21 protein-coding genes and 1 tRNA gene are annotated in these 21,585 nt (G+C 45.6%); 18 read left to right on the forward strand and 4 right to left on the reverse strand.

Going from position 1 to position 21,585, the window contains the following annotated elements:
* The first annotated feature begins 330 nt into the window (after positions 1–330).
* From F752_RS0105930 to F752_RS23560, 4 genes are all read left to right on the forward strand, one after another.
* Positions 331–741, forward strand: coding sequence for a 6-pyruvoyl trahydropterin synthase family protein (locus F752_RS0105930; protein ID WP_017730815.1), 411 nt, complete (start codon positions 331–333; stop codon positions 739–741).
* A complete protein-coding gene (gene folE / locus F752_RS0105935) occupies positions 701–1,396 on the forward strand; it encodes a GTP cyclohydrolase I FolE (protein ID WP_026135555.1) in 696 nt (231 codons plus the stop codon). Before F752_RS0105930 ends, folE begins: the two co-directional genes overlap by 41 nt.
* 144 nt (positions 1,397–1,540) lie before the next feature.
* On the forward strand, positions 1,541–2,551 hold the full coding sequence (locus tag F752_RS0105940) for a ligase-associated DNA damage response exonuclease (RefSeq protein WP_040664391.1): 1,011 nt from the start codon (positions 1,541–1,543) through the stop codon (positions 2,549–2,551).
* Between the two features lie 259 nt (positions 2,552–2,810).
* Positions 2,811–5,057: a sodium-translocating pyrophosphatase gene (locus F752_RS23560; protein WP_017730818.1), complete on the forward strand. Its 2,247-nt coding sequence runs from the start codon at positions 2,811–2,813 to the stop codon at positions 5,055–5,057.
* Between the two features lie 143 nt (positions 5,058–5,200).
* On the opposite strand, the gene F752_RS0105950 is transcribed toward F752_RS23560, so the two are convergent.
* Positions 5,201–6,499 carry a type II restriction enzyme gene (locus tag F752_RS0105950; RefSeq protein WP_017730819.1) on the reverse strand — a complete coding sequence of 433 codons (1,299 nt, stop codon included), beginning with the start codon at positions 6,497–6,499 and terminating at the stop codon, positions 5,201–5,203.
* Between the two features lie 174 nt (positions 6,500–6,673).
* Between F752_RS0105950 and F752_RS0105955 the strand changes: the two genes are divergently transcribed.
* Both F752_RS0105955 and F752_RS0105960 read left to right on the forward strand, forming a co-directional pair.
* Entirely contained in the window at positions 6,674–8,269 is a 1,596-nt protein-coding gene (locus tag F752_RS0105955; protein WP_017730820.1) for an ATP-dependent DNA ligase, read from the forward strand.
* Complete coding sequence (locus F752_RS0105960; protein ID WP_017730821.1) at positions 8,262–10,763, forward strand: ligase-associated DNA damage response DEXH box helicase; 2,502 nt, start codon at positions 8,262–8,264, stop codon at positions 10,761–10,763. Before F752_RS0105955 ends, F752_RS0105960 begins: the two co-directional genes overlap by 8 nt.
* A gap of 64 nt (positions 10,764–10,827) precedes the next feature.
* Here the strand turns inward: F752_RS0105960 and F752_RS0105965 are convergent, their stop codons facing one another.
* Positions 10,828–11,271: a DUF2147 domain-containing protein gene (locus F752_RS0105965; RefSeq protein ID WP_040664386.1), complete on the reverse strand. Its 444-nt coding sequence runs from the start codon at positions 11,269–11,271 to the stop codon at positions 10,828–10,830.
* 178 nt (positions 11,272–11,449) lie between these two features.
* Between F752_RS0105965 and pdeM the strand changes: the two genes are divergently transcribed.
* The 12 genes from pdeM to gldC all read left to right on the forward strand — a co-directional run bounded on the left by pdeM (position 11,450) and on the right by gldC (position 20,410).
* Entirely contained in the window at positions 11,450–12,127 is a 678-nt protein-coding gene (gene pdeM, locus F752_RS0105970) for a ligase-associated DNA damage response endonuclease PdeM (protein WP_017730823.1), read from the forward strand.
* 114 nt (positions 12,128–12,241) lie between these two features.
* Entirely contained in the window at positions 12,242–12,781 is a 540-nt protein-coding gene (locus F752_RS0105975) for an RNA polymerase sigma factor (protein ID WP_017730824.1), read from the forward strand.
* A gap of 1 nt (position 12,782) precedes the next feature.
* Positions 12,783–13,781 (forward strand): anti-sigma factor family protein, encoded by a 999-nt coding sequence (locus F752_RS0105980; protein ID WP_017730825.1) that lies wholly within the window; start codon positions 12,783–12,785, stop codon positions 13,779–13,781.
* A 119-nt stretch (positions 13,782–13,900) separates the two neighbouring features.
* Positions 13,901–14,797: a cell division protein FtsX gene (locus F752_RS0105985; protein WP_017730826.1), complete on the forward strand. Its 897-nt coding sequence runs from the start codon at positions 13,901–13,903 to the stop codon at positions 14,795–14,797.
* A gap of 1 nt (position 14,798) precedes the next feature.
* The gene (locus tag F752_RS0105990; RefSeq protein ID WP_017730827.1) at positions 14,799–15,023 is read left to right on the forward strand and encodes a DUF3098 domain-containing protein; all 225 of its coding nucleotides are present in this window, start codon (positions 14,799–14,801) and stop codon (positions 15,021–15,023) included.
* A 160-nt stretch (positions 15,024–15,183) separates the two neighbouring features.
* Positions 15,184–15,885 (forward strand): tRNA pseudouridine(55) synthase TruB, encoded by a 702-nt coding sequence (gene truB, locus F752_RS0105995; protein ID WP_040664396.1) that lies wholly within the window; start codon positions 15,184–15,186, stop codon positions 15,883–15,885.
* Positions 15,872–16,798, forward strand: coding sequence for a bifunctional riboflavin kinase/FAD synthetase (locus tag F752_RS0106000; RefSeq protein ID WP_017730829.1), 927 nt, complete (start codon positions 15,872–15,874; stop codon positions 16,796–16,798). Before truB ends, F752_RS0106000 begins: the two co-directional genes overlap by 14 nt.
* Before the next feature lie 16 nt (positions 16,799–16,814).
* A complete protein-coding gene (locus tag F752_RS0106005) occupies positions 16,815–17,510 on the forward strand; it encodes a CoA transferase subunit A (protein WP_017730830.1) in 696 nt (231 codons plus the stop codon).
* A gap of 115 nt (positions 17,511–17,625) precedes the next feature.
* Complete coding sequence (locus F752_RS0106010) at positions 17,626–18,285, forward strand: 3-oxoacid CoA-transferase subunit B (protein WP_017730831.1); 660 nt, start codon at positions 17,626–17,628, stop codon at positions 18,283–18,285.
* A gap of 9 nt (positions 18,286–18,294) precedes the next feature.
* Positions 18,295–19,098, forward strand: coding sequence for a M48 family metalloprotease (locus F752_RS0106015; protein WP_017730832.1), 804 nt, complete (start codon positions 18,295–18,297; stop codon positions 19,096–19,098).
* A gap of 50 nt (positions 19,099–19,148) precedes the next feature.
* A complete protein-coding gene (locus F752_RS0106020) occupies positions 19,149–19,952 on the forward strand; it encodes a M48 family metalloprotease (protein ID WP_017730833.1) in 804 nt (267 codons plus the stop codon).
* Positions 19,953–20,050: 98 nt separating this feature from the next.
* The gene (gldC, locus tag F752_RS0106025; protein ID WP_017730834.1) at positions 20,051–20,410 is read left to right on the forward strand and encodes a gliding motility protein GldC; all 360 of its coding nucleotides are present in this window, start codon (positions 20,051–20,053) and stop codon (positions 20,408–20,410) included.
* 182 nt (positions 20,411–20,592) lie between these two features.
* On the opposite strand, the gene F752_RS23565 is transcribed toward gldC, so the two are convergent.
* Positions 20,593–21,087 carry a helix-turn-helix domain-containing protein gene (locus F752_RS23565; RefSeq protein ID WP_017730835.1) on the reverse strand — a complete coding sequence of 165 codons (495 nt, stop codon included), beginning with the start codon at positions 21,085–21,087 and terminating at the stop codon, positions 20,593–20,595.
* Positions 21,088–21,464: 377 nt separating this feature from the next.
* Positions 21,465–21,536: transfer RNA gene (locus tag F752_RS0106040), tRNA-Glu, on the reverse strand.
* Positions 21,537–21,585: the final 49 nt, after the last annotated feature.

The raw sequence follows: 21,585 nt of genomic DNA on the forward strand, positions 1-21,585 counted from the left end.
TATTAAGAAGCTAAAGTAAATATCCTGTTGTAAGTATAGGACGCCCAAAACAGCGAATTGATACAGCCATAAAGCCAGAATTTCCTGATATTTTGATATACGGTAATAAAGTTGAGGGAGCGGTTGTAATGAGGGAAGGAGAAAATAATTTACTGCTCTATTCCCTGCCACTACATAAAACCGCTTTTTCCGGTAAAACAATGCAGCTATGGCCTTAAAACTTTGAACTAAATTTTGATTTTCGTTGCTTAATAATTAATATTGAAGCTATTTTTGTTTAATTACTTAATTTAAACTTTAAACAGAGCAAACCAAACTCCGCATTTTTCTATGAGAGTAGCCGTAATCAGACAGGAACATTTTAATGCTGCCCATCGCCTGCATAATCCGGATTGGTCCGACGAAAAAAACTCCGCTGTTTTCGGCAAGTGCAATAATCCCCACTTCCATGGCCATAATTACAACCTTAAAGTGGGGTTAACAGGAGAAGTTGATCCTTCAACTGGCTATGTGTATGACATGAAAAAGCTCAGCGACCTGATAAAAGAGTTTATTTTAGATAGATTTGATCATAAGAATTTAAACCTCGACACCCATGAATTTAAAAACCTCAACCCCACCGCAGAAAACATTGCAGTGGTTGTTTGGAATATTTTAAGGGAAAAAATCGATCCTCAATACGATCTAAAGATTACACTTTATGAAACAGAAAGAAACATTGTTGAATACCCCGCAGATTAACGGCCTTTCCATTGAGGAAGTGGGCGATGAGCATATAGGAACCTCTCACGACACTCCCCTACGCCCCGATGCTTTTGAGCTGGACGATGACCTGAAGGTGGAACTGATTGAAAAGCATTTCCGCGAAATAATGACCATTATGGGGCTGGACCTGAACGACGACAGCCTGGCCGGCACTCCTCAGCGGGTGGCTAAAATGTATGTAAAGGAAATCTTTAGCGGCCTTAACCCGGCTAATAAGCCTGTTGTTAAGCTGTTTAATAACACCTATAACTACGACCAGATGCTGGTCGAAAAAAATATTACCTTTTACTCCAATTGCGAACATCATTTTGTGCCGATTATCGGCAAGGCTCATGTTGCCTATATTTCTAGTGGCAAAGTAATTGGCCTTTCAAAAATTAACCGCATTGTACAGTACTATGCCAAGCGCCCTCAGGTGCAGGAAAGGCTTACCGTACAAATAGCCAATGAACTTAGAGAATTGTTAGAAACCGAAGATGTAGCTGTGGTAATGGATGCGAGCCACCTTTGTGTTTCTTCCCGTGGTATACAGGATGTAAACAGCAAAACAGTTACCTCCCAGTTTTTCGGAAAATTTAAAGAAGATGCAGTCCGCCAGGAATTTTTCAGGTACCTGGAGCTGGACAAGTAAAGAATTTTAGCAGCAAATTTCCTGCTTTCAATTGAAAGCGATTTCAGTGGCAGCCCCTTTTAGGAGCTGCCATTTTATTTGTTGCTTTTTTCCAGACCTGCTCCTCTTCTCAACCTTTTTGCCTTTCAGGGGTTAGAGAGGCATATGGCTCGTCAGAATCTCCTCGAAATTAACGAATATGGCATTTACTGTCCGCAGGCAGATGTATATATTGATCCCTGGAAGCCGGTAAATAAAGCCCTTATTACCCATGCCCACAGCGACCACGCCCGGTGGGGAAATAAACATTACCTGGCTCATAAAGCCTCGGAAGGTATTCTTAAACTCCGGTTAGGAGCCGACATTAGCCTTGAAACCACCTCCTACGGAGAGGTGCATGAAATCAATGGTGTACGGATAAGCTTTCATCCCGCGGGCCACATAACAGGATCTGCCCAGATTCGGCTTGAGTTTAAAGGAGAAGTTTGGGTAGTCTCAGGCGACTATAAAACAGAAGCCGATTCAACCTGTGCTCCTTTTGAACCAATTCGATGTCATACTTTTATCACTGAATCTACCTTTGGCTTACCTGTTTTTAACTGGCAACCCCAGGAAGAGGTGTTTGAGGAAATAAATAGCTGGTGGAAGCAAAATGCTTCTGAAGGCAAAAACAGCCTCTTATGTGGCTATGCGCTTGGGAAAGCCCAAAGGCTCCTTGCCAATGTAGACTCAACGATTGGTAAAATCCTGCTTCATGGAGCTGTCGACAATGTAAACCAGGCCGTTCAGCAAAATGGTTTGCAACTTCCACCATGCAAACGCATCACCCCCGATACCCCTAAAACTGATTTCGCGGGAAGCCTAGTAATTGCCCCTCCCTCTGCACTCAACACCCCCTGGATGCGAAAGCTACGACCGTTGAGCACTGCCCTGGCTTCGGGCTGGATGAACATCCGTGGCAACCGCCGCCGCCGTGCCGTCGACCGAGGTTTTACCCTCTCCGACCATGCCGACTGGGAAGGGTTAAACCAAGCCATAAAAGCCACCCATTGCGAAAGGGTGCTGGTAACCCATGGCTACACGGCGGTTTTCAGCAAATGGCTGCGGGAGCAGGGCTACCAGGCCGAGGAAGTCCATACACTCTACAATGAAGAGCTGGAAGAAAAAGAAGCATAAGCCTTTTTCTCTTCGGCCTCACATTCGCTCCTCTTCCTTAAAACTCAACCACTTCAGCCTCATATGCACAGTCTGAACACCTGTAATTTCCACCGAATTTTTTCAAGGCCTTACAGTCAAATACACCACAATAGTTTATATACCAAAGCTACTTTACAATAAACTATGCCTGAACAGAAGGAATACAGGATTTAATTTTTAATATTAGGGCAGAATTATAAATTTGTTCAGTTCAACCAAAACCTTTTAAGCTGATATTATGAGTAGTATTCTTTATGTAGTTCCGGCTCTCGGAATTATTGGGCTCATTGTGATGGGTGTGAAATCGGCCTGGGTATCGAAGCAAGATGCCGGGGATGCTAAAATGCAGGAACTTGCCCGCTATATAGCCGACGGTGCAATGGCCTTTTTAAAGGCGGAGTGGAAAATTTTAACTTATTTCGCCATCATAGCAGCCATACTGCTGGCATGGTCTGGAACCCTTGTCGAAACCTCCAGCCCCTGGATTGCCGTTTCATTTCTTATCGGCGCATTTCTCTCGGCCTTTGCCGGATACATTGGCATGAATATCGCCACAAAATCGAATGTCCGCACCACACAGGCTGCCCGAACCAGCCTTTCCAAAGCACTAAAAGTGTCTTTTACAGGCGGCACTGTTATGGGACTAGGTGTAGCAGGCTTAGCCGTTTTAGGTCTTGGCTCTCTCTTCATTGTCTTTTATTATACATATGTTGTAAGCACAGGTGCCAGTGTCAATGGCATTGAAATGGAAAGGGCCCTGGAAGTATTGGCTGGCTTTTCGCTCGGTGCTGAAAGTATTGCCCTTTTTGCCCGTGTAGGTGGTGGTATCTATACAAAGGCAGCCGATGTGGGCGCAGACCTTGTTGGAAAAGTGGAAGCAGGTATTCCTGAAGATGATGTGCGTAACCCTGCAACTATTGCCGACAACGTGGGCGATAACGTAGGCGACGTTGCCGGTATGGGTGCTGACCTTTTTGGCTCCTATGTAGCCACTATCCTGGCCACTATGGTACTGGGTCGCGAAATAGTTTCCATCGATGAGTTTGGTGGAATTGCGCCCATTTTACTCCCAATGGTTATTGCCGGTCTTGGACTTGTATTCTCAATTATCGGAGCTTCCTTTGTTCGGATTTCTACAGAAAAAGGAAATGTACAGCAGGCATTAAATCTTGGCAACTGGTCATCTATCATTTTAACAGCTATTGCCTCTTACTTCCTGGTAGGCTGGATGATGCCGGATACCATGGAAATTCGTGGCTTTGTGTTCGATGCCATAGATGTCTTCTGGGCCATAATTGTTGGTTTGGTCGTTGGGGCGCTCATGAGCATTATTACTGAATATTATACGGCAATGGGCAAGCGCCCGGTTAACTCCATTGTGCAGCAATCCTCTACAGGCCATGCCACCAACATTATCGGCGGCCTTTCCGTGGGCATGGAGTCTACTGTGCTTCCTATTCTTGTTTTGGCAGCAGGTATCATCCTCTCCTACTTCTTTGCAGGCTTATATGGTGTTGCTATCGCTGCAGCCGGAATGATGGCGACTACAGCCATGCAGCTGGCGATTGATGCCTTCGGTCCTATTGCAGATAATGCAGGCGGTATCGCAGAGATGAGCGGCTTACCCGAAGATGTCCGTGGCCGTACCGATATACTCGATGCTGTTGGTAATACCACCGCAGCCACAGGTAAAGGTTTTGCCATTGCTTCTGCAGCCCTTACCGCCCTGGCTCTTTTTGCGGCTTTTGTAGGTATCGCAGGTATTAATACCATCGACCTCTACAAAGCCCCTGTGCTGGCAGCTCTTTTCGTTGGTGCAATGATTCCGTTTATATTTTCCTCTCTCTGTATCGCCGCGGTGGGCCGTGCCGCCATGGATATGGTGAACGAAGTTCGCCGCCAGTTCCGCGAAATTCCAGGCATTATGGAGTACAAGGCAAAGCCGGAATATGAGAAGTGTGTGGAAATTTCTACCAAAGCCTCTATCCGCGAAATGATTTTGCCAGGAGCCATTGCACTACTAGTTCCTATTATTGTTGGCTTCGGATTTAAAGATGTTTTCCCTGAAACAAGCTCAGCAGAAATTTTAGGTGGCTTACTGGCCGGTGTTACGGTAAGTGGTGTACTGATGGGAATCTTCCAGAGTAATGCAGGCGGTGCATGGGATAACGCAAAAAAATCGTTCGAGCAAGGGGTAATGATCAATGGCGTAATGGAATACAAAGGTTCCGAACCCCACAAAGCTTCAGTTACCGGCGATACGGTGGGCGACCCTTTTAAAGATACTTCCGGCCCTTCCATGAACATTCTAATTAAGTTAATGTCTATTGTAGCCCTGGTAATTGCCCCTCATATTTCTGTCATCGAACCTCACCAGCCTATCCCTGAGCAAACAGAAATAAAGGAGATAAAAGTAGAAGAAAAAGCAGCTGAGTTAACTCCTGAACTAGCAGAACTAAAAAAGGAAAAAGCAGAAGCTTTATAAAAATTTACTTGTTTCAAAAAGTCCCCATTTGTACTCAGGCAGATGGGGACTTTTTGTTTATGGATGCGGGAAAATGACTTTCCATAAGCAACATATTCAGAAAGTCCTCTAAAACAGCAGAGGGTAACCTCCAGGTATATATGCTAACCCTCAACCTGATTTAGAATCCAGTCCACCCACTTTATAACCGTAGATGCTCTTCTAAAGAAGGTAGATTCTGACTCCACCTTATACACATTCGATTCCTTCATTATCGCTACCACCTCCTGCCTCTCCGGTTTCCTTCCATTTCTAAAACAGTGTTCTAAAACCCGCTTAAATACCAAATGAGAAAGAATTAATTCGATAAACTTTACCTGCCTGTTGGTAATGGATAGGCGGAATAAACTTTCACCCTCCCCTGTTAAAGAATAAACTGTTTCTCCATTATCCTTTTCCTTCTCAATTAAGCCAAGGTACCTTCCTGCATTCATATAATAATCCACCTGCCTGGGGTCAAATGAATCTCTAAGTGTAAAATCATAGTTTTGCAGAAGATCTTCCTTGCTCAGCTGGATTTCCGCTTTCAAAATCTCCAGCAAATTAATTATCCTCTCAAAGGAATCCGCCTGCGGAAAGGGAATAGGCGGTTCTGCTATAATTTGGGTGCTGTTCAAGGCTTTTTCAATCAGCTCAAAGCTGATGGCTCCGTCCCTAAGAACATATTTCTTTTCCCGCAAAAGCCGCAGAGAGTTGTAGTAAAAAGGATCTTCGAAAGTATACTCTCTGAAATGAAACACTCCATTCGTGTAGGTAAGAAATAAGGGGCGCACTTTTTTAGTAACCTTTGCTTCCCAAAGCCGGTAAGGGTAAAAAAGCTGCCTGATTAAAAAATCCTTTGAAATGGAACTTTTAGCTTCAATTAAGCTTAAAGAATGAAGCCCTTCATAGCCACCATCTATTTCAATCTGGGAATTTTCAACCTCCACTTGTAGCAAACCTTTCCCGGAATCAATATTAAATTCAAAAGCAGATGAACCCATACGGCCGCTCACTGTTGGCTGAAGCTTTTCTTCCCCGGTAAAATGCTCAATTATCCCTGACAAATATGCACAATGTAAGGCGGTTGATTCGCTGGTGATGTTATTGAAGTCAATGCTTTCCAGGTGTATCGGAAAACCTGCCTTCACCACTTCAACTTCATTATTTTCAAAATCTTTAAATGTCTCGATACTGGAAATGATATACCCTCCCCTGGAAACTGGTAAAATTGAAAAGCCAGTTTCTTTAAAAACTTTAGGCAACTGCGACCTATAGTCGAATTTCGTCATCAGGCGAGTCTCCCTGTACCGGTTTATTTCTGTCGACTCTATTCTATAGAACCCATTCTTTTCAACCTCCTCCTCTATATTATGGCCGCGGAACAGCTGCTCCCAGGCAAGATCATTTTTTGAATTACTCATAAGTTATTAGCACCTCACAATTAAGCATCTGAAGTTATAGAACGTCCTGGGTTTTACATAATGAATGGTTAAAACTTTAAATAAAGCCAGAAAAAGAACCTAGTGATAAATAATGAGGGTACCCTCCCTGCCAAAACATTCAACTTCCCCTACCGTTTTCCTTAGAAAAACCCTTTGAAACAGTTTGCCTCTCTTTTTTCCCGGCTCGACACGACCAATAAAACCAATGATAAGGTACAAATCCTGAAAGAATATCTGGAGGAAGCGCCGGATAAAGATAAGTTATGGGCACTGGCACTTTTCACCCATAAACGACCTAAAAAACCTGTTAACAGCACCCAACTCCGCACCTGGGCTGCGGAAGATGCCCGCCTCACCGACTGGTTGTTCGAAGAATCGTACCAGGTGGTAGGCGACCTTTCCGAAACCATCGCCCTGCTTTTACCTCCCCCACAGGAAGAACAGGACCAGCCATTAGCCTGGTGGGTAGACTATATACGAGAGATGGACCAGTTGCCTGAACCGGAAAAGAAAGCCCTGATCCTGAAGGCCTGGAGACAAATGGAGCCACAGGAGCGCTTCGTTTTTAATAAGCTGATGTCGGGAGCGTTTAGGGTAGGAATTTCCCAGAGCCTGATGGTACGGGCAGTCTCTGAACTGTTGGACATAGAGGCGACCACCATCGCCCATCAGCTGATGGGAAACTGGCACCCCGATAGCACCACATTTCACGAGCTTTTCGATAAAGAAGACGAATCGGCCGATCTTTCACGACCCTATCCTTTCTTCCTGGCCCATGCCCTCGATGGTCTCCCCGAAAAACTGGGTGCTCCCGAAGAATGGCAGGCAGAGTGGAAATGGGATGGCATCCGCTCCCAGTTCATTCTTCGCGAAGGAGTATGCTTCATCTGGTCTAGAGGAGAAGACCTGATGACCGATAAATTTCCGGAGCTACAGGAGCTGGCAAAGGCGCTCCCGGATGGAACAGTCATTGACGGAGAACTACTCCCCTTTAAAGAGGGAAACGTTTTATCATTCAATGCCCTCCAAACCAGAATTGGCAGAAAGAATGTTACAAAAAAGGTGATGGAGGAGGCTCCTGTCATCATTTTTGCTTATGATCTGCTTGAATTTAAAGGCAAAGACATCCGTAACCAGCCGCTAAAGGAGCGAAGAAAACTGCTGGAAACAATTATTGAAGAAGCTAAGCAACCCACTTTACTCCGGCTATCGCCTGTCGTGGATTTTACCGAATGGCAGCAGCTGACTGAAGCACGGGAACAGTCGCGGGATATACTGGCAGAAGGTTTAATGCTAAAACGGCTCTCTTCCAGCTACCAGGTGGGGCGAAAAAGAGGCGACTGGTGGAAATGGAAAATTGATCCGCTTACCATCGATGGAGTTCTTATTTATGCTCAGAAAGGAAAAGGGCGCCGTGCCGATCTTTATACCGATTACACCTTTGCGGTGTGGGATAAGGAAGGACAACTGGTGCCTTTCACTAAGGCTTATTCTGGTCTTACCGACCAGGAGATTCGGCAGGTCGACCAGTTCGTTAAGCAAAATACCAGAGAGCGCTTTGGGCCGGTGCGAACGGTAAAGCCGGAGCTGGTTTTTGAAATAGCGTTTGAAGGAATTCAGGAAAGCAAGCGGCACAAATCGGGTGTCGCCCTACGCTTCCCCCGTATGCTACGCTGGCGTCACGATAAAAAAGCAGCAGATGCCAACACTTTAGAAGAACTGCAGGAAATGCTCCACATCTATGGCTAAAAGAAAAGTAAATGAGTTGCAGCAGGATTTTTCCGTAGCAAGGCAGTGGTTCAGCGATAAAGGATGGGCGCCATTTCCATTTCAAGAAGACGTATGGCGGGCTTACCTGGAAGAGAAAAACGGCCTGCTGAATGCTCCAACGGGCAGCGGAAAAACCTATGCACTTTGGTTCCCCTGCCTGCTGGAGTGGATTCGAAACAACCCGGATGACTGGCAAGGAAAGCGCCCCGGCAGCCTGCAGGTGCTCTGGATTACTCCTTTACGGGCATTGGCGCGCGACCTGCAGCAGGCCATGCAACAGGTGTGCGATGATATTGGCCTCCCCTGGACAGTTGCCCTCCGTACCGGTGACACCTCTTCGGCTGAGCGGCAGCGACAACTCAAAAAAACACCTGAATGCATTATTACCACTCCGGAAAGTCTGCACCTACTGCTGAGTCAGAAAGACAGCTCACGCCTGTTCAGGAATTTCAGGGCCTTAATTATTGATGAGTGGCACGAGCTGTTGGGAACCAAAAGAGGCGTTCAGGTAGAGCTGGCCATCAGCCGCCTTCAGCAAATTAATAAACAGCAGCCAAAGATATGGGCCGTATCGGCCACTATTGGGAACCTGGAACAGGCCATAGAAGTACTGCTCGGGCAGAAGGGAGCGCGTGAGGCTGCCATTATTAAAGCAGCCATAGATAAAAAAATAGAAATTGCCTCCATCCTTCCCGAAGAGGTAGAGAAGTTTCCCTGGGCCGGTTATTTAGGCATCAAGCTTCTTCCCAAAATTCTCCCTATTGTCGAAAACAGTCAGTCTACCCTTCTTTTTACCAATACGCGCAGCCAAACGGAAATCTGGTATCAGCAGCTGATGGCCCAGGCACCTGAACTGGCCGGACTGGTAGCGATGCACCATGGTTCTCTCGACCGGGAGGTACGCGACTGGGTAGAGAATGGCCTGCACGAAGGAAAGCTAAAACTGGTCATCTGCACCTCCAGCCTTGACCTGGGGGTAGATTTTAAACCGGTAGAAACGGTTATACAAGTAGGAAGTCCCAAAGGAGTTGCGCGCTTTATGCAGCGTGCCGGCCGTAGCGGCCATCAACCTGGGGCCATAAGCCGCATCTATTTTCTTCCTACCCATTCGCTGGAATTAGTGGAAGCGGCGGCCCTTAAAAAAGCACTTAAAGAGGAAGTATATGAAAGCCGCCCCCCACTCGAAAAATGCATCGATGTGCTCCTGCAGTACATGGTTACCCTTGCCATTGGAGAAGGTTTTGATGAAAAGTCCTTATTCGAAGCCGTTAAAAACACCTACTGCTACCGCCACCTGAGCCGGGAAGAGTGGGAATGGGCACTGGACTTTATTACCACCGGCGGAGGAAGCCTTCAGGAGTATGAAGAGTTTAACAAAGTGGATCTGGTCGATGGGATCTATAAAGTACAAAACAGGCGGATAGCTATGCGCCACCGCCTATCGATGGGCACCATTGTAAGTGAGCCGGTGCTGAAAATAAAGTATATAGGCGGAGGATTTATAGGCACCGTGGAAGAAAGCTTTGTTTCGCGGCTAAAAATGGGCGATGTATTCTGGTTTGCCGGCAGGAGTCTTCAGTTAGAGCGCATAAAAGACCTTACGGTTTTGGTCCGGAAAAGCAAAAGCAATAAAGGAGTGGTTCCGCGATGGGCGGGAGGTCGTCTCCCTCTTTCCACTCAGCTTAGCAAACTTATCCGCCAAACACTGGAGGAGGCAGCTGAAGGTAAAAATAATGAGCCGGAAATGAAACGAGTTGAACCTATTTTACAGCTCCAGAGCAGATGGTCCGCCATTCCTGATAGTAATACTTTGCTGGTAGAGCATTTTCTAAGTCGCGAAGGTTACCACCTGCTGTTCTATCCCTTCGAAGGTCGCTTTGTTCATGAGTTGCTGGCTGCACTGGTTGCTTACCGGATAAGCAGGTTAATTCCTATCACCTTCTCCATGGCCATGAACGACTATGGCTTTGAGTTACTGTCAGATACACCCATCCCTTACCAGGAAGCCCTAGAGCAGGACCTTTTCAGCACGAAAAATTTAATGGAAGATGTTCAGCAGAGTGTCAACAGCACGGAAATGGCTAAAAGGCGGTTCAGGGAAATTGCTGCCATTGCAGGTCTGGTCTTCCAGGGGTACCCAGGTAAGCCGATTACCAGCAAGCATCTTCACGCTTCTTCGCAAATAATTTTTGATGTATTCGGGGAATATGAACCGAATAATCTATTAATGCTCCAGGCCAGGCAGGAGGCCATGAGCCAACTGCAGGAGCAGGACCGCTTTACCGAAACGATTAATCGTATTAATCGCCAACGGCTTCGACTGGAGCTCCCCCCCCGCCCTACTCCTTTTGCTTTTCCTATTATGGTTGACCGGCTAAGGGAAAGGCTTACTTCGGAAAAGCTCCTCGACCGCATCAGCCGCATGCAGCTAAGTCTTGAAGAATATGCCAGTAAAGAAGGATTCCTGAAATAAGAGCCATAAAAAAAGCTGTTACTCGTTTAAGAATAACAGCTCCCCTTGCTTTTTGGATGCTATACTATTTTACCCTTTCCCAGGTAGAGGTACGCCCAATAAGCGATATACCAATGTACCCACGCAGGTCCAGCTTATCGCCGTTTAGCTCCGCATTGGCTGAATAAGTTTTACCACTTTTAGGGTCATAAATCTTTCCATCTTCATACTCATTGTCCTCATCATATTCCAGGTCTTCCAGAATTACAAGCCCATCCAGCTTCCTGTTCTTTAGCTTGGCATCCGGATTTTCCTTATCCACCTTTGGTTTACCGTTTTCATTTGGCTCCACCAGGTGAACAATTTTGCCGAAATATTTACCCTTCTCCTTATACACCTCAATTTTAGCCGTTTTTTCTGCATTCCACCACAGGCCGGTAATATCATCGGGGCTCTGGGCCCTGGCAGAAAAACTTAACAGCACTACAAAGGCCATCAGCAGGCCGCTTTTCATTAATGTTTTTTTCATGATAGATGACAATTTTAAAGACGTAAATTAAAAATAATACTTTTATTCTATTCAGCAAGTCCTGAATTTTCTTTTTCAATACTGTAGCAAATGAAGGGCCATAAATTTCGGTCTGAACTCCTTCCCTTATACTGCTGTTTAAGAGGTAGTTCATTAGGCATTTATATCCTGAAAATAATTGAAACTTAATACCCTTACAGGCAGCGCAGCCATCACTTTCCCCTTTATGGGGCAGCAGCTTCAGCTCTTTCCCGACAAAGCCATTTTCTGGAAGGAACAAAAAAGCCTGCTGCTTTCCGACGTTCATTTGGGAAAAGCAGCACATTTTAGGAAGGCAGGCATTGCCGTACCTGGCACTATTCACCGGCACGACCTGGAAAGGATTAGTAATTTAATTCATCAGACCGGAGCGGAGCGTGTACTTTTTTTAGGAGATTTGTTCCATAGCGAACTAAACAAGGAGTGGTGGTTCTTCGAAGAATGGCTCCATACTCACCAGGAAGTTCAGTTTGTGCTTATCAAAGGCAACCATGATATCCTGCCCCCGGCCATTTACCAGCAAAGCCGGCTGAAAATAGCAGAGGAGGAATTAATACTTTCGCCTTTTATTCTTACACATGAGCCTTTAAATAGTAAAAAATCAAAAAAGGGTTTGTATAACATCTGCGGGCATATCCATCCCGCCATTAAGCTTCGGGGAGGGGCTTTTCAGCAGCTGAGGCTTCCTTGCTTCTACTTTGGCTTACATTATGCATTGCTCCCCGCTTTTGGAAAATTTACAGGATTTTATCAAATTAAACCTAAGAAGGAAGATATCATATTTGCAATTGCAGAAGACCGGGTACTCCATCTATAAGGCTAACACTCAAGCAACCCAGGGCAGGATGTATGTTTTCTTTGAAAAATTAACTCCTCCACCAGGTTACTTAATCAGTTAAACAGGTATTAACGTTCAAAGCGCTGCTTTTTAATGAAAGACAATGAGGTATTGGAGCGGATGAGCCGGGGAGATGAGAAAGCCTTGGATTATCTCTACAGGAAATACTACCGTATGATGACCCGCCTGGTAATATCCAACAATGGCTCTGAACAGGAGGCTAAAGATATTTTCCAGGATGCTCTCATTGTTTTCTGGCAAAAAGGCGTGAGTGGTAAGCTGGTTCTAACCTCTAAAATTAGTACTTTCCTTTACAGCATTTGCCAAAACCTTTGGAGAAAAGAATTGGAGCGTAAAAGCAGGCTGGTTCATGAAGCTAAGGATGGGGAACAGTATATCGACGAAGACAGCGAGGAAAGAGGGCTAATTATCAGGCAGTGTATTGCCAATTTGGGAGAGACCTGCCAGAAGGTTTTAACCTTTTATTACTTCGACGGTTTATCGATGGAATTGATTGCAGAAAAAATGGGTTTTGCCAACACCGATACCGCCAAAACAAAAAAGTACAAGTGCAAGAAAAAGCTCGATGAGCTGGTAAAATCAAAATATACAAAGAGCGACTTTTTGGATTAAAATGAGTATTGACCCACATCATATAGAAATGATTGATGCCTACCTGACAGGCCAGTTAAGCCCGGAAGATTCTGCCCGGCTGATGCAAAGCCTTGAACAGGACCCTGCCCTGAAAGAAGAGTTTTTACTGCAGCAAAGCACCGTTAAAGCTCTCCAGGAACACAGGCGAAAGGCATTAAAAGCCCGCCTCGATGCCATAGAAGTCGGTAGCGGCTATTCATTTACTTCCTCAGCAGGCTTTAAAATGGTAGCTGGCACTGCGCTCGTAGCCCTGCTTGGTACCGCAGCCTACTTTGGCTTTACCGAATGGAAGGATGCGGCTCCGGTCGAACAGGCGATAAACATTTCCGAAGGAGAGAAGCCTGCTACTCCTTCTGTACCGGAAGAAGAGATTCCTGCAAAACCAGAACCGCAAAAAGCAGATGAGCTAATGGCGACTGAGGAGTTAACAACAGCAAAAGCAGACACAGAAAACACCCCTTCAGCAAATACCCCATCTGCCTTTACAACTACTACCACAGAGCCTACGGCTGTTACTTCCATTAATAAGGAAGTAGAAAAAGGAATAACTGAGCCTGCCCCGGCAACTGCACCAGCAGCAGCCAATGCAGAAGTGATTAAGCCGGATATAGTGACTGATTTCGAAGAAAAGGATATCACGGCCCACACTCCCGAGGTGGAGGTGCCGGAAGACCAGCTGACCAAAGTACATTCTTTCGACAAAAGTACCATTTCGGTTAGTACTAAATCCGGTACGCGTTATAACTTCCACTATCGCTTCTTCGATAACCAGCTACAAATATTTGGCGACTTCAGTAAGGTACCCTATGAAGTACTGGAAGTAAATACAGGCCTCTCTACCAGTTATTTCCTGTACCACAAGGAGAGATATTATGAACTGAAGCCAAACCAGGAGAAGGTTACCCGCCTGCAGGAGCTGATAGATAAGAAAACCATTAAAGAGCTTGAGATAACGCGCACAGAAAAGCTCAATAAGTAAACACCCCTACTCATAAAAAAAGGCAGCCTCTGTTTTTACAGGCTGCCTTTTTTGCTTTTCCGTAGGAGCCACTTTAAATTGTCAGGCAAAAGCCCTTACTTTGTCCCTAATTCAGCGCCGTGGAAGAAGAAAAAAAATACAGGAAGAAGAAAAAGCTGGGTAGCTACCCTATTGCAAGTGCCGTATTCAGTAATACGCTGGCCTTGTTAGTAATAGGTTTGTTTGGTTTACTGGTGCTGCATGCCCATCAGCTCACCACCCTTATACAGGAAAACCTGGAGCTCCAGGTGTATCTGGAAAAGGACATGACAGAAGCCAACCGTATAAAGATCAATAAAATACTGGCCAGTAAAGCTTTTACGGCTAATAAAGACCAGGTTCCACAAATAAACTTTATTAGTAAAGAACAGGCGGCTAAAGAATTTTTTGAAGAAAGCGGGGAAGATGCTGTCGGCTTTTTAGGAGAAAACCCGCTGCGCGATGCTTTTATTTTAAAGCTCAAGCCTGCATACTACCAGACCGACAGTCTGCAGCAGGTTCAGGCAGAGATTGAAGAAATCAGCGGAGTGTTTGAAGTAACCTATGTCAGGAGCCTGATAGAATCCATTAATGAGAATATTACTAAAATCGGGCTCGTCCTTTTAGGCTTTGTCATCATTCTTTTACTCGTAGTCATCATTTTAATCAATAATACCATAAAGCTGGCGTTATTTTCCCAGCGGTTCCTGATAAGGAGTATGCAGCTCGTGGGGGCTACCAGCCGTTTTATCCGGCAGCCCTTCCTGTTCCGGTCGGTGTGGCAGGGCTTATTATCCGGCTTACTGGCTTCGGCCTTTTTATACCTTGTACTCAGCTGGACCTATACCAAGCTGGAAGACCTAAGGCTGCTGGCCGATGAAGAAAAGATGCTCATCCTTTTTGGATCACTGATAGTGGCAGGTATTATCATCAGCTATTTCAGCACCCGGCGAGCCATCAACAAATACCTGAAAATGTCTTTAGACGAACTTTATTAATATGGATAACAGCAAAGAAAAATTAGCTTTCGATAAAGGAAATTATCTCCTCCTTCTGGCAGGCTTACTGTGCCTCATCGTGGGGCTTACCCTAATGGCAATGGACAATGAACCTCATGGTTTTGGAGTGCTGGGACTTACCCTCGGCCCGATTATTATTGCCATTGGTTTCCTGATTGAAATCTTCGCCATCCTTTATAAGGGAAAAAGTAAGCAGCAGGAATAATGCCTGCAAATTCGGGACTGCCTCCCGGTAGGGGCATCTGCAACTAAAAATTTCACCGGCAGGCTTTACTGTACCTACTTTTTATAAGGAAAATGTAAGCACCTAATCAGGCTTTCATTTAATGTAAATCCCGCCTGCTAATGTGCTGGATAATATTGATATGACAGAAAAAGATTCTTTTGATTTTGCAGCAGGCGAGGTGCTGCTGATTGACAAACCTTATCAGTGGACCTCTTTTGATGTAGTGAATAAATTACGCTGGGGACTGAAAGTAAAGAAAATAGGCCATGCCGGCACCTTAGATCCACTAGCCACCGGCTTACTCGTGCTCTGTACCGGCAAAAAGACAAAAGAAATAGAACAGTACCAGGCGCAGGAAAAAGAATATACCGGAACCCTGGTACTTGGAAAGACCACCCCCTCCATCGACCTGGAAACAGCTTTCGACAGCGAAAAAGAGTTTAGCCACCTGGAACCGGAACAAATAAAAGAAGCAGCACTCCAGTTCCAGGGCCATATAAAGCAAATTCCGCCTATGCATTCGGCCATTAAGGTAAAGGGGAAAAGGGTATATGAACATGCCAGAGCAGGCGAGAGTGTAGAGCTGAAAGCCCGCGATGTTCAGGTGCCGGTTTTTGAAATTACCCGGATAGAACTTCCGGAAGTTGATTTTAGAATTGTCTGTTCCAAGGGTACTTATATCAGGAGCCTGGTAAGGGATTTGGGAGAAGCATTACAAACCGGGGCTTATCTTTCGGCCCTCAGACGAACCCGTATCGGCCAGTTTACAGTCGATGGTACTACCGGTCCTCTTGAATTTCTGGAAAAAGTAAAAAAGCTGAACGAGCATGAAAATATATGAGGGCTTAGAAAGCTTTAAGCGACTGCCTAAGGCTATCGTTACCAGTGGTACTTTCGACGGCGTACATATCGGTCATCAGCAAATACTGGCCAAGCTTAGCGCCCTGGCAAAAAAGGAAGGCGGCGAAACAGTAGTTATCACCTTCTGGCCCCACCCCCGCCTGGTCCTCCACCCCGACAGCAAAGACCTCAAGCTCCTCTCCACCTTCGAAGAAAAGGCCACCCTCCTCGCCCGCTTCGGGGTCGATCACCTCATTAAAATTGCTTTTACTCCTGCATTTTCACAACTCAGCTCCTCAGAGTTTATTCAGCAAATTCTTATCGATGCCATAGGAACCACTCACCTGGTAATTGGATACGACCACCGCTTTGGCAAAAATCGCGAAGGCAGCTTTGACCATCTGGTCGCAAACAAAGAAAAGTATGGCTTTGAAGTGAAGGAAATAAGCCGGCAGGATGTCGATAATGTAGGAGTCAGCTCCACCCGCATTCGTAATGCACTGGCCGCCGGGCAGGTCGAAATAGCCTCGGAATACCTGGGGCGCCCCTACAGCTTTAACGGCACGGTGGTGGAAGGCGATAAGATAGGCCGAAAAATCGGATTCCCTACCGCTAACGTTTCCATAGCCGCCAGTTATAAACTCATTCCGGCCGATGGCGTTTATGCAGTAAAGGTGGAATATGAGGGAAAGCAGTACCAGGGGATGCTGAATATTGGCCAGCGGCCCACTGTAGGTGGACATCAGCGGCGTGTAGAGGTCCACATTTTTGATCTGGATGAAAATTTGTATACTAAAGAACTAAGCGTATTTTTAATCAGGCAAATAAGGACAGAGCTGAAGTTCGATTCCTTAGATGCCCTCAGGGCACAGCTTCACCAGGACAAAGAAGCAGCCATCGCAATTTTGAATTAACCTTAACCTATTTTTTATGATCGACAAAACTGTTAAGGGGGCCGACGAAGCCCTGCAGGATATCCAGGATAATGCGGTAATAATGCTTGGCGGCTTTGGCCTCTGTGGTATTCCGGAAAACAGCATTCAGGCCCTCCTGCGAAAGGGAGTAAAAGGACTTACCTGCATTTCAAATAATGCCGGGGTAGATGATTTTGGCATTGGCCTCCTGCTCCAGACACGTCAGGTTAAAAAAATGATTTCTTCTTATGTTGGAGAAAATGCCGAATTTGAACGACAGCTCCTTAGCGGAGAGCTGGAGGTGGATCTGGTTCCGCAGGGAACCCTGGCCGAACGTATTCGTGCTGGTGGCGCAGGCATTCCTGCATTTTTCACCCCCACAGGTGTAGGAACCGAAGTAGCCGAAGGAAAAGAAGTTCGGGAGTTTGAAGGTAAGCAGTACCTGATGGAAAGCTGGCTCAAAGCGGATTTTGCACTGGTTAAAGCATGGAAAGGCGATACGGCTGGTAATTTAATTTACAAGGGAACCGCCCGTAACTTCAACCCCATGATGGCTGCTGCCGGTAAAATAACCATTGCAGAAGTTGAAGAACTGATTCCTGCCGGTGAACTCGACCCGAACGAAATTCATACCCCCGGCATATATGTACAGCGTATTTTTGAAGGAAAGGGATACGAAAAGCGGATCGAGCAGCGAACCATCCGTTCCTAAAAGTCAGGCATTTGAAAATATGCAGGAATTGTAAACAACAAAACCAGCTTATCCTGCAAGAACAGATGAATGGCAATTTTTAAATTCTCAAATTTTTAAACTTTCAAACTGGACTATGGCTCTTGATAAAACAGGAATTGCAAAGCGCATTGCGCAGGAAATAAAAAATGGAATGTACATCAACCTGGGCATTGGTATTCCAACGCTGGTGGCCAATTACATTCCGGATGGAATTGAAGTGGTACTGCAGTCGGAAAACGGGCTGCTGGGTATTGGCCCTTTTCCTACAGAAGAAGAGGTGGACGCCGATTTAATCAATGCCGGCAAGCAAACCGTAACCATGCGGCCCGGTTCTGCCTTATTTAGCTCTGCAGAAAGCTTTGCCATGATTCGCGGCGGACATGTGCATCTTACCATTCTTGGCGCCATGGAGGTGTCTGAAACGGGCGATATTGCCAGCTGGAAAATTCCCGGCAAAATGGTAAAAGGCATGGGAGGCGCAATGGACCTTGTTGCATCTGCCGAGAATATTATTGTAGCCATGCAGCACCGTAGCCGCAACGGACAATCCAAGCTACTGAAAGAGTGTTCCTTACCCATAACAGGCTTAAACTGCATAAAAAAAATAGTTACCGACCTCGCTGTACTGGAAGTAGTTCCTGAAGGTGGATTTAAACTACTGGAACGTGCTCCGGGAGTAAGCGTGGAAGAAATTATGGAAGCAACTGAAGGAAAACTTATTGTGGAGGGGGACGTAAAAGAGGTACAAATCTAAAAATCCTTTATGAAATATAGCGCTCTTTACCTGTATCTGCTCCTGTTTGCTCCCCTGCTAATTTCCAGCTGCGACCGGAATGGCGATATAGTTATTTTCTCCCCAAAGGAAGATGTGGCACTTGGTGCCCAGGTCAACCAGGAAATTCTCAATAATCCGGACGAGTATCCTGTTCTTTCTGAGGAAGAATACCCTGAAGCATACAAATACCTGCGGGCCATTACAGAGGAAGTGTTATCTTCCGAAGAGGTACAGTACAAGGATATCTTCGCCTACGACTCGATCAAAATTATTCAGAATGACAGCATTTTAAACGCCTTTGCCACTCCGGGAGGTTACATCTATGTATATACAGGTTTAATAAAATACCTCGATTCTCCTGACCATTTAGCCGGCGTTATAGGCCACGAAATTGCCCATGCCGACCAGCGGCATACCAGCAAAATGCTTCAAAGACAAATGGGTATTCAGTTGCTGCTCGACATTGCCCTAGGGCAAAACCAGGGGGCGGTAACGCAGGTACTCCAGCAACTCGGGAGCCTGAAGTTTAGCCGAAGTGCCGAAACAGAATCCGATGCCTTCTCTGTCGCCTACCTCAGCAGCACCCCCTATGCATGCACAGGGGCCGCCGGCTTTTTCGAGAAATTAGAAGAAGAAGCCTCCGGCAGTGGGGTACCCACTTTTTTAAGTACCCACCCAAACCCTGATAACAGAATCGAAAACATTCGGCAGGCAGCCGAAGAAATGGCCTGCGATACCACCCCTTCCGGATCAGATATTTTACAAAAATTACAAAACAGTCTGCCGAACTAAAGCGAAGACTGCAGAATACTGTTACCAATTTTTAATTTTGAGCACCTCCTATGCGACATTTCTTGCTTAGTCTGTTTATTCCCCTGGCCATCACACTCTCTTCCTGCGACCGGAATAATAATTTTGTAATGATGGCTCCGGAAGAAGATGCCGCCCTTGGCAAACAGCTAAGCGAACAGATTTTAAGCCAGCCAGAGCAATACCAGGTATTGGATCCTGATGAATATCCGGAGAGTTACGCCTACCTCAGGAATATCGTCCAAACAATTCTGGAAAGTGGAGAAGTGGTGTATAAAGAAGAATTTCCATGGAAGGTTTATATTGTAAAAGATGACCAAACCCTTAATGCATTTGCTACGCCGGGAGGATATATTTTTGTATACACAGGGCTGATTAAGTTTCTGGAAAAAGAAAGCGATTTGGCTGGTGTTATAGGCCATGAAATTGCCCATGCCGACCTACGCCATGCCAGCCGACAAATACAGAAGGCCCAGGGACTTAACTTTGTCCTGAGCCTTATATTGGGTGAGAATAATAATGCCTTAGGCGAAATTGCCGCACAACTGGCCGGCCATCTGGCGGGTTTGCAGTTTAGCCGGGAATACGAGCAGGAAGCGGATGCCCGCTCAGTGGAATATCTTGCTCAAACTTCCTACCCCTGTAGTGCTGCGGCTTCTTTTTTTCAAAAGCTTCAGCAGGAAGAAAAACAGGGCCGTACTCCCACCTTCCTGAGCACCCACCCGAGCCCGGAGAACCGTGTAAAGGAAATTCTGGCTCATAGCCAGCAGCTTGGCTGCGACACCACTTCTACCAGTTCTGGAGCCTACCAGGAATTTCAGAATAGCCTCCCCTGATCCTACTTTCCCCTGCAGCTTCATATCCATTGTCGGAACATCCTTTTCTTTATCCGGCAGAATCTGTATTTTTGCAGCCTTACGTAAAAATACCATCCATGAAAAAATCCAGAATACATTTTGAAGTAGAACTTGACGACCAGAATATTCCGGAAAATATATACTGGCAGGCGACTGATAAAGAAGATGATGGCCTGGACCAAACCAAGTCTATCAGCCTGGCCCTTTGGGACCACTTCAATAAAAACACCATGCGCATCGACCTCTGGACAAAGGATATGCCCATTGATGAACAAAAACGCTTTTATGTTGATTGCATCGGAGGCCTCGCCCAAAGTATCCTTACCGCAACAGGCGACGACTTTATGGCCGGAGAAATGAACAAGCTGTGCGAAAAGTTTATCGAGCACATTAAAAAAGAAGAGGAAGCCCAGGCTCGCCAGCAAAAGAAAAAGTAAAGCTGCCTTTATTCGAACCGAACTGCCTGCTTTTGAAAATATTTTATTCAGAAGCAGGCTTTTTTATTTCTACATAGCCCCTACTCTTCTTGGTCTTCCGGTAAAACATTCCATGAAAAAGGATTGTGAGGAAAAATAAATATAAGCTGCCATAGAACACAAAGCCTGTTTATTTCCCTCCTTTAACGACCAAACCCACCTTTCAGCGCGGCAATCATCTTCCTGATTGCCCTAAGCTCTGCCTGTAACACTAACAATTCATGCTGTTGTTTCTTAGCTAAAACAATTAAATCTTCACAGCAGGTGGCAAAAGATTGAGTAGTCATATCAATAAAGCCTTCCTCCTGCGCTGCCCCCCACAGGATAAATTCTTTTTCAAGGCGTTCCAACTCCCTCTTCCACTCGTCAATTACCTGAGGGTCCAGTGATTCCGCTTCGACCACTGCTTTTTCCTCAACCCCAAAAAGGGCATCAATAGAAACCTCAAGGATATCGGCTATAGCAGGTAGTACCTGGGGAGGGGGCATGTGCAGACCGGTCTCATAATTGGAGACACTTGTAAGCGTGAGTTTTTTCCCGGTCGCCTCGTAGAGAAGAGCGGCAAATTCTTTCTGAGAAATACCCTTACTTTTTCGGTACTTCTTGAAATTATAGCCGAATATCACTTCTTTCTTCAAGTTTTGTTTTGTTTACCTGTTTACTTTTTCTGACCGGGGTGGATATAAAGTATAAGATGTCAATAATTTTTAAATTTAAAAAATATGGAGAAGATGACCGTCCAGCTTTAACACCTTTCAGCTGAAGATTAAAGAAAGGCAGACTTTTTAATGGAGGCAGAAAACATTATGTTTTATTGTGCAATTGGCTACGATCACCTCTGCCTGCAGGAAGGTTACGAGCTGCTAATTTCTTATATTGAAGAAGGGGATTTAGGATGAAGTCTATTGTTTAAAACAAAGCTCCTCTCCCACAAGTGAATAAAACATCTGCCAAACATAATCTCCAGGCGGTACAAAAAAAGGGGTAAATTAGATTTCCCTAATTTACCCCTTTGTAGTCCGTAGGGGAATCGAACCCCTGTTACCAGGATGAAAACCTGGCGTCCTAACCCCTAGACGAACGGACCATAATGTGATTTGGTGATGCAAATATAGAAGTCGTTTTTTTAAATGCAA

It is taken from the genome of Nafulsella turpanensis ZLM-10 (assembly GCF_000346615.1).
Taxonomy (GTDB): Bacteria; Bacteroidota; Bacteroidia; order Cytophagales; family Cyclobacteriaceae; genus Nafulsella; species Nafulsella turpanensis.

Bases quoted from the DNA above. Each gene is read 5' to 3' on its own strand.
- F752_RS0105990 (WP_017730827.1), top strand. From the start codon at position 14,799: ATGGATAACAGCAAAGAAAAATTAGCTTTCGATAAAGGAAATTATCTC.
- F752_RS0105965 (WP_040664386.1), bottom strand. From the start codon at position 11,271: ATGAAAAAAACATTAATGAAAAGCGGCCTGCTGATGGCCTTTGTAGTG.
- F752_RS0106005 (WP_017730830.1), top strand. From the start codon at position 16,815: ATGATCGACAAAACTGTTAAGGGGGCCGACGAAGCCCTGCAGGATATC.
- gldC (WP_017730834.1), top strand. From the start codon at position 20,051: ATGAAAAAATCCAGAATACATTTTGAAGTAGAACTTGACGACCAGAAT.
- F752_RS0105940 (WP_040664391.1), top strand. From the start codon at position 1,541: ATGGCTCGTCAGAATCTCCTCGAAATTAACGAATATGGCATTTACTGT.
- truB (WP_040664396.1), top strand. From the start codon at position 15,184: ATGACAGAAAAAGATTCTTTTGATTTTGCAGCAGGCGAGGTGCTGCTG.
- F752_RS0106000 (WP_017730829.1), top strand. From the start codon at position 15,872: ATGAAAATATATGAGGGCTTAGAAAGCTTTAAGCGACTGCCTAAGGCT.
- F752_RS0105980 (WP_017730825.1), top strand. From the start codon at position 12,783: ATGAGTATTGACCCACATCATATAGAAATGATTGATGCCTACCTGACA.
- F752_RS0105975 (WP_017730824.1), top strand. From the start codon at position 12,242: ATGAAAGACAATGAGGTATTGGAGCGGATGAGCCGGGGAGATGAGAAA.
- F752_RS0106020 (WP_017730833.1), top strand. From the start codon at position 19,149: ATGCGACATTTCTTGCTTAGTCTGTTTATTCCCCTGGCCATCACACTC.
- F752_RS0105960 (WP_017730821.1), top strand. From the start codon at position 8,262: ATGGCTAAAAGAAAAGTAAATGAGTTGCAGCAGGATTTTTCCGTAGCA.
- folE (WP_026135555.1), top strand. From the start codon at position 701: ATGAAACAGAAAGAAACATTGTTGAATACCCCGCAGATTAACGGCCTT.
- F752_RS0106010 (WP_017730831.1), top strand. From the start codon at position 17,626: ATGGCTCTTGATAAAACAGGAATTGCAAAGCGCATTGCGCAGGAAATA.
- F752_RS0105950 (WP_017730819.1), bottom strand. From the start codon at position 6,499: ATGAGTAATTCAAAAAATGATCTTGCCTGGGAGCAGCTGTTCCGCGGC.
- F752_RS23560 (WP_017730818.1), top strand. From the start codon at position 2,811: ATGAGTAGTATTCTTTATGTAGTTCCGGCTCTCGGAATTATTGGGCTC.
- F752_RS0105930 (WP_017730815.1), top strand. From the start codon at position 331: ATGAGAGTAGCCGTAATCAGACAGGAACATTTTAATGCTGCCCATCGC.
- F752_RS0106015 (WP_017730832.1), top strand. From the start codon at position 18,295: ATGAAATATAGCGCTCTTTACCTGTATCTGCTCCTGTTTGCTCCCCTG.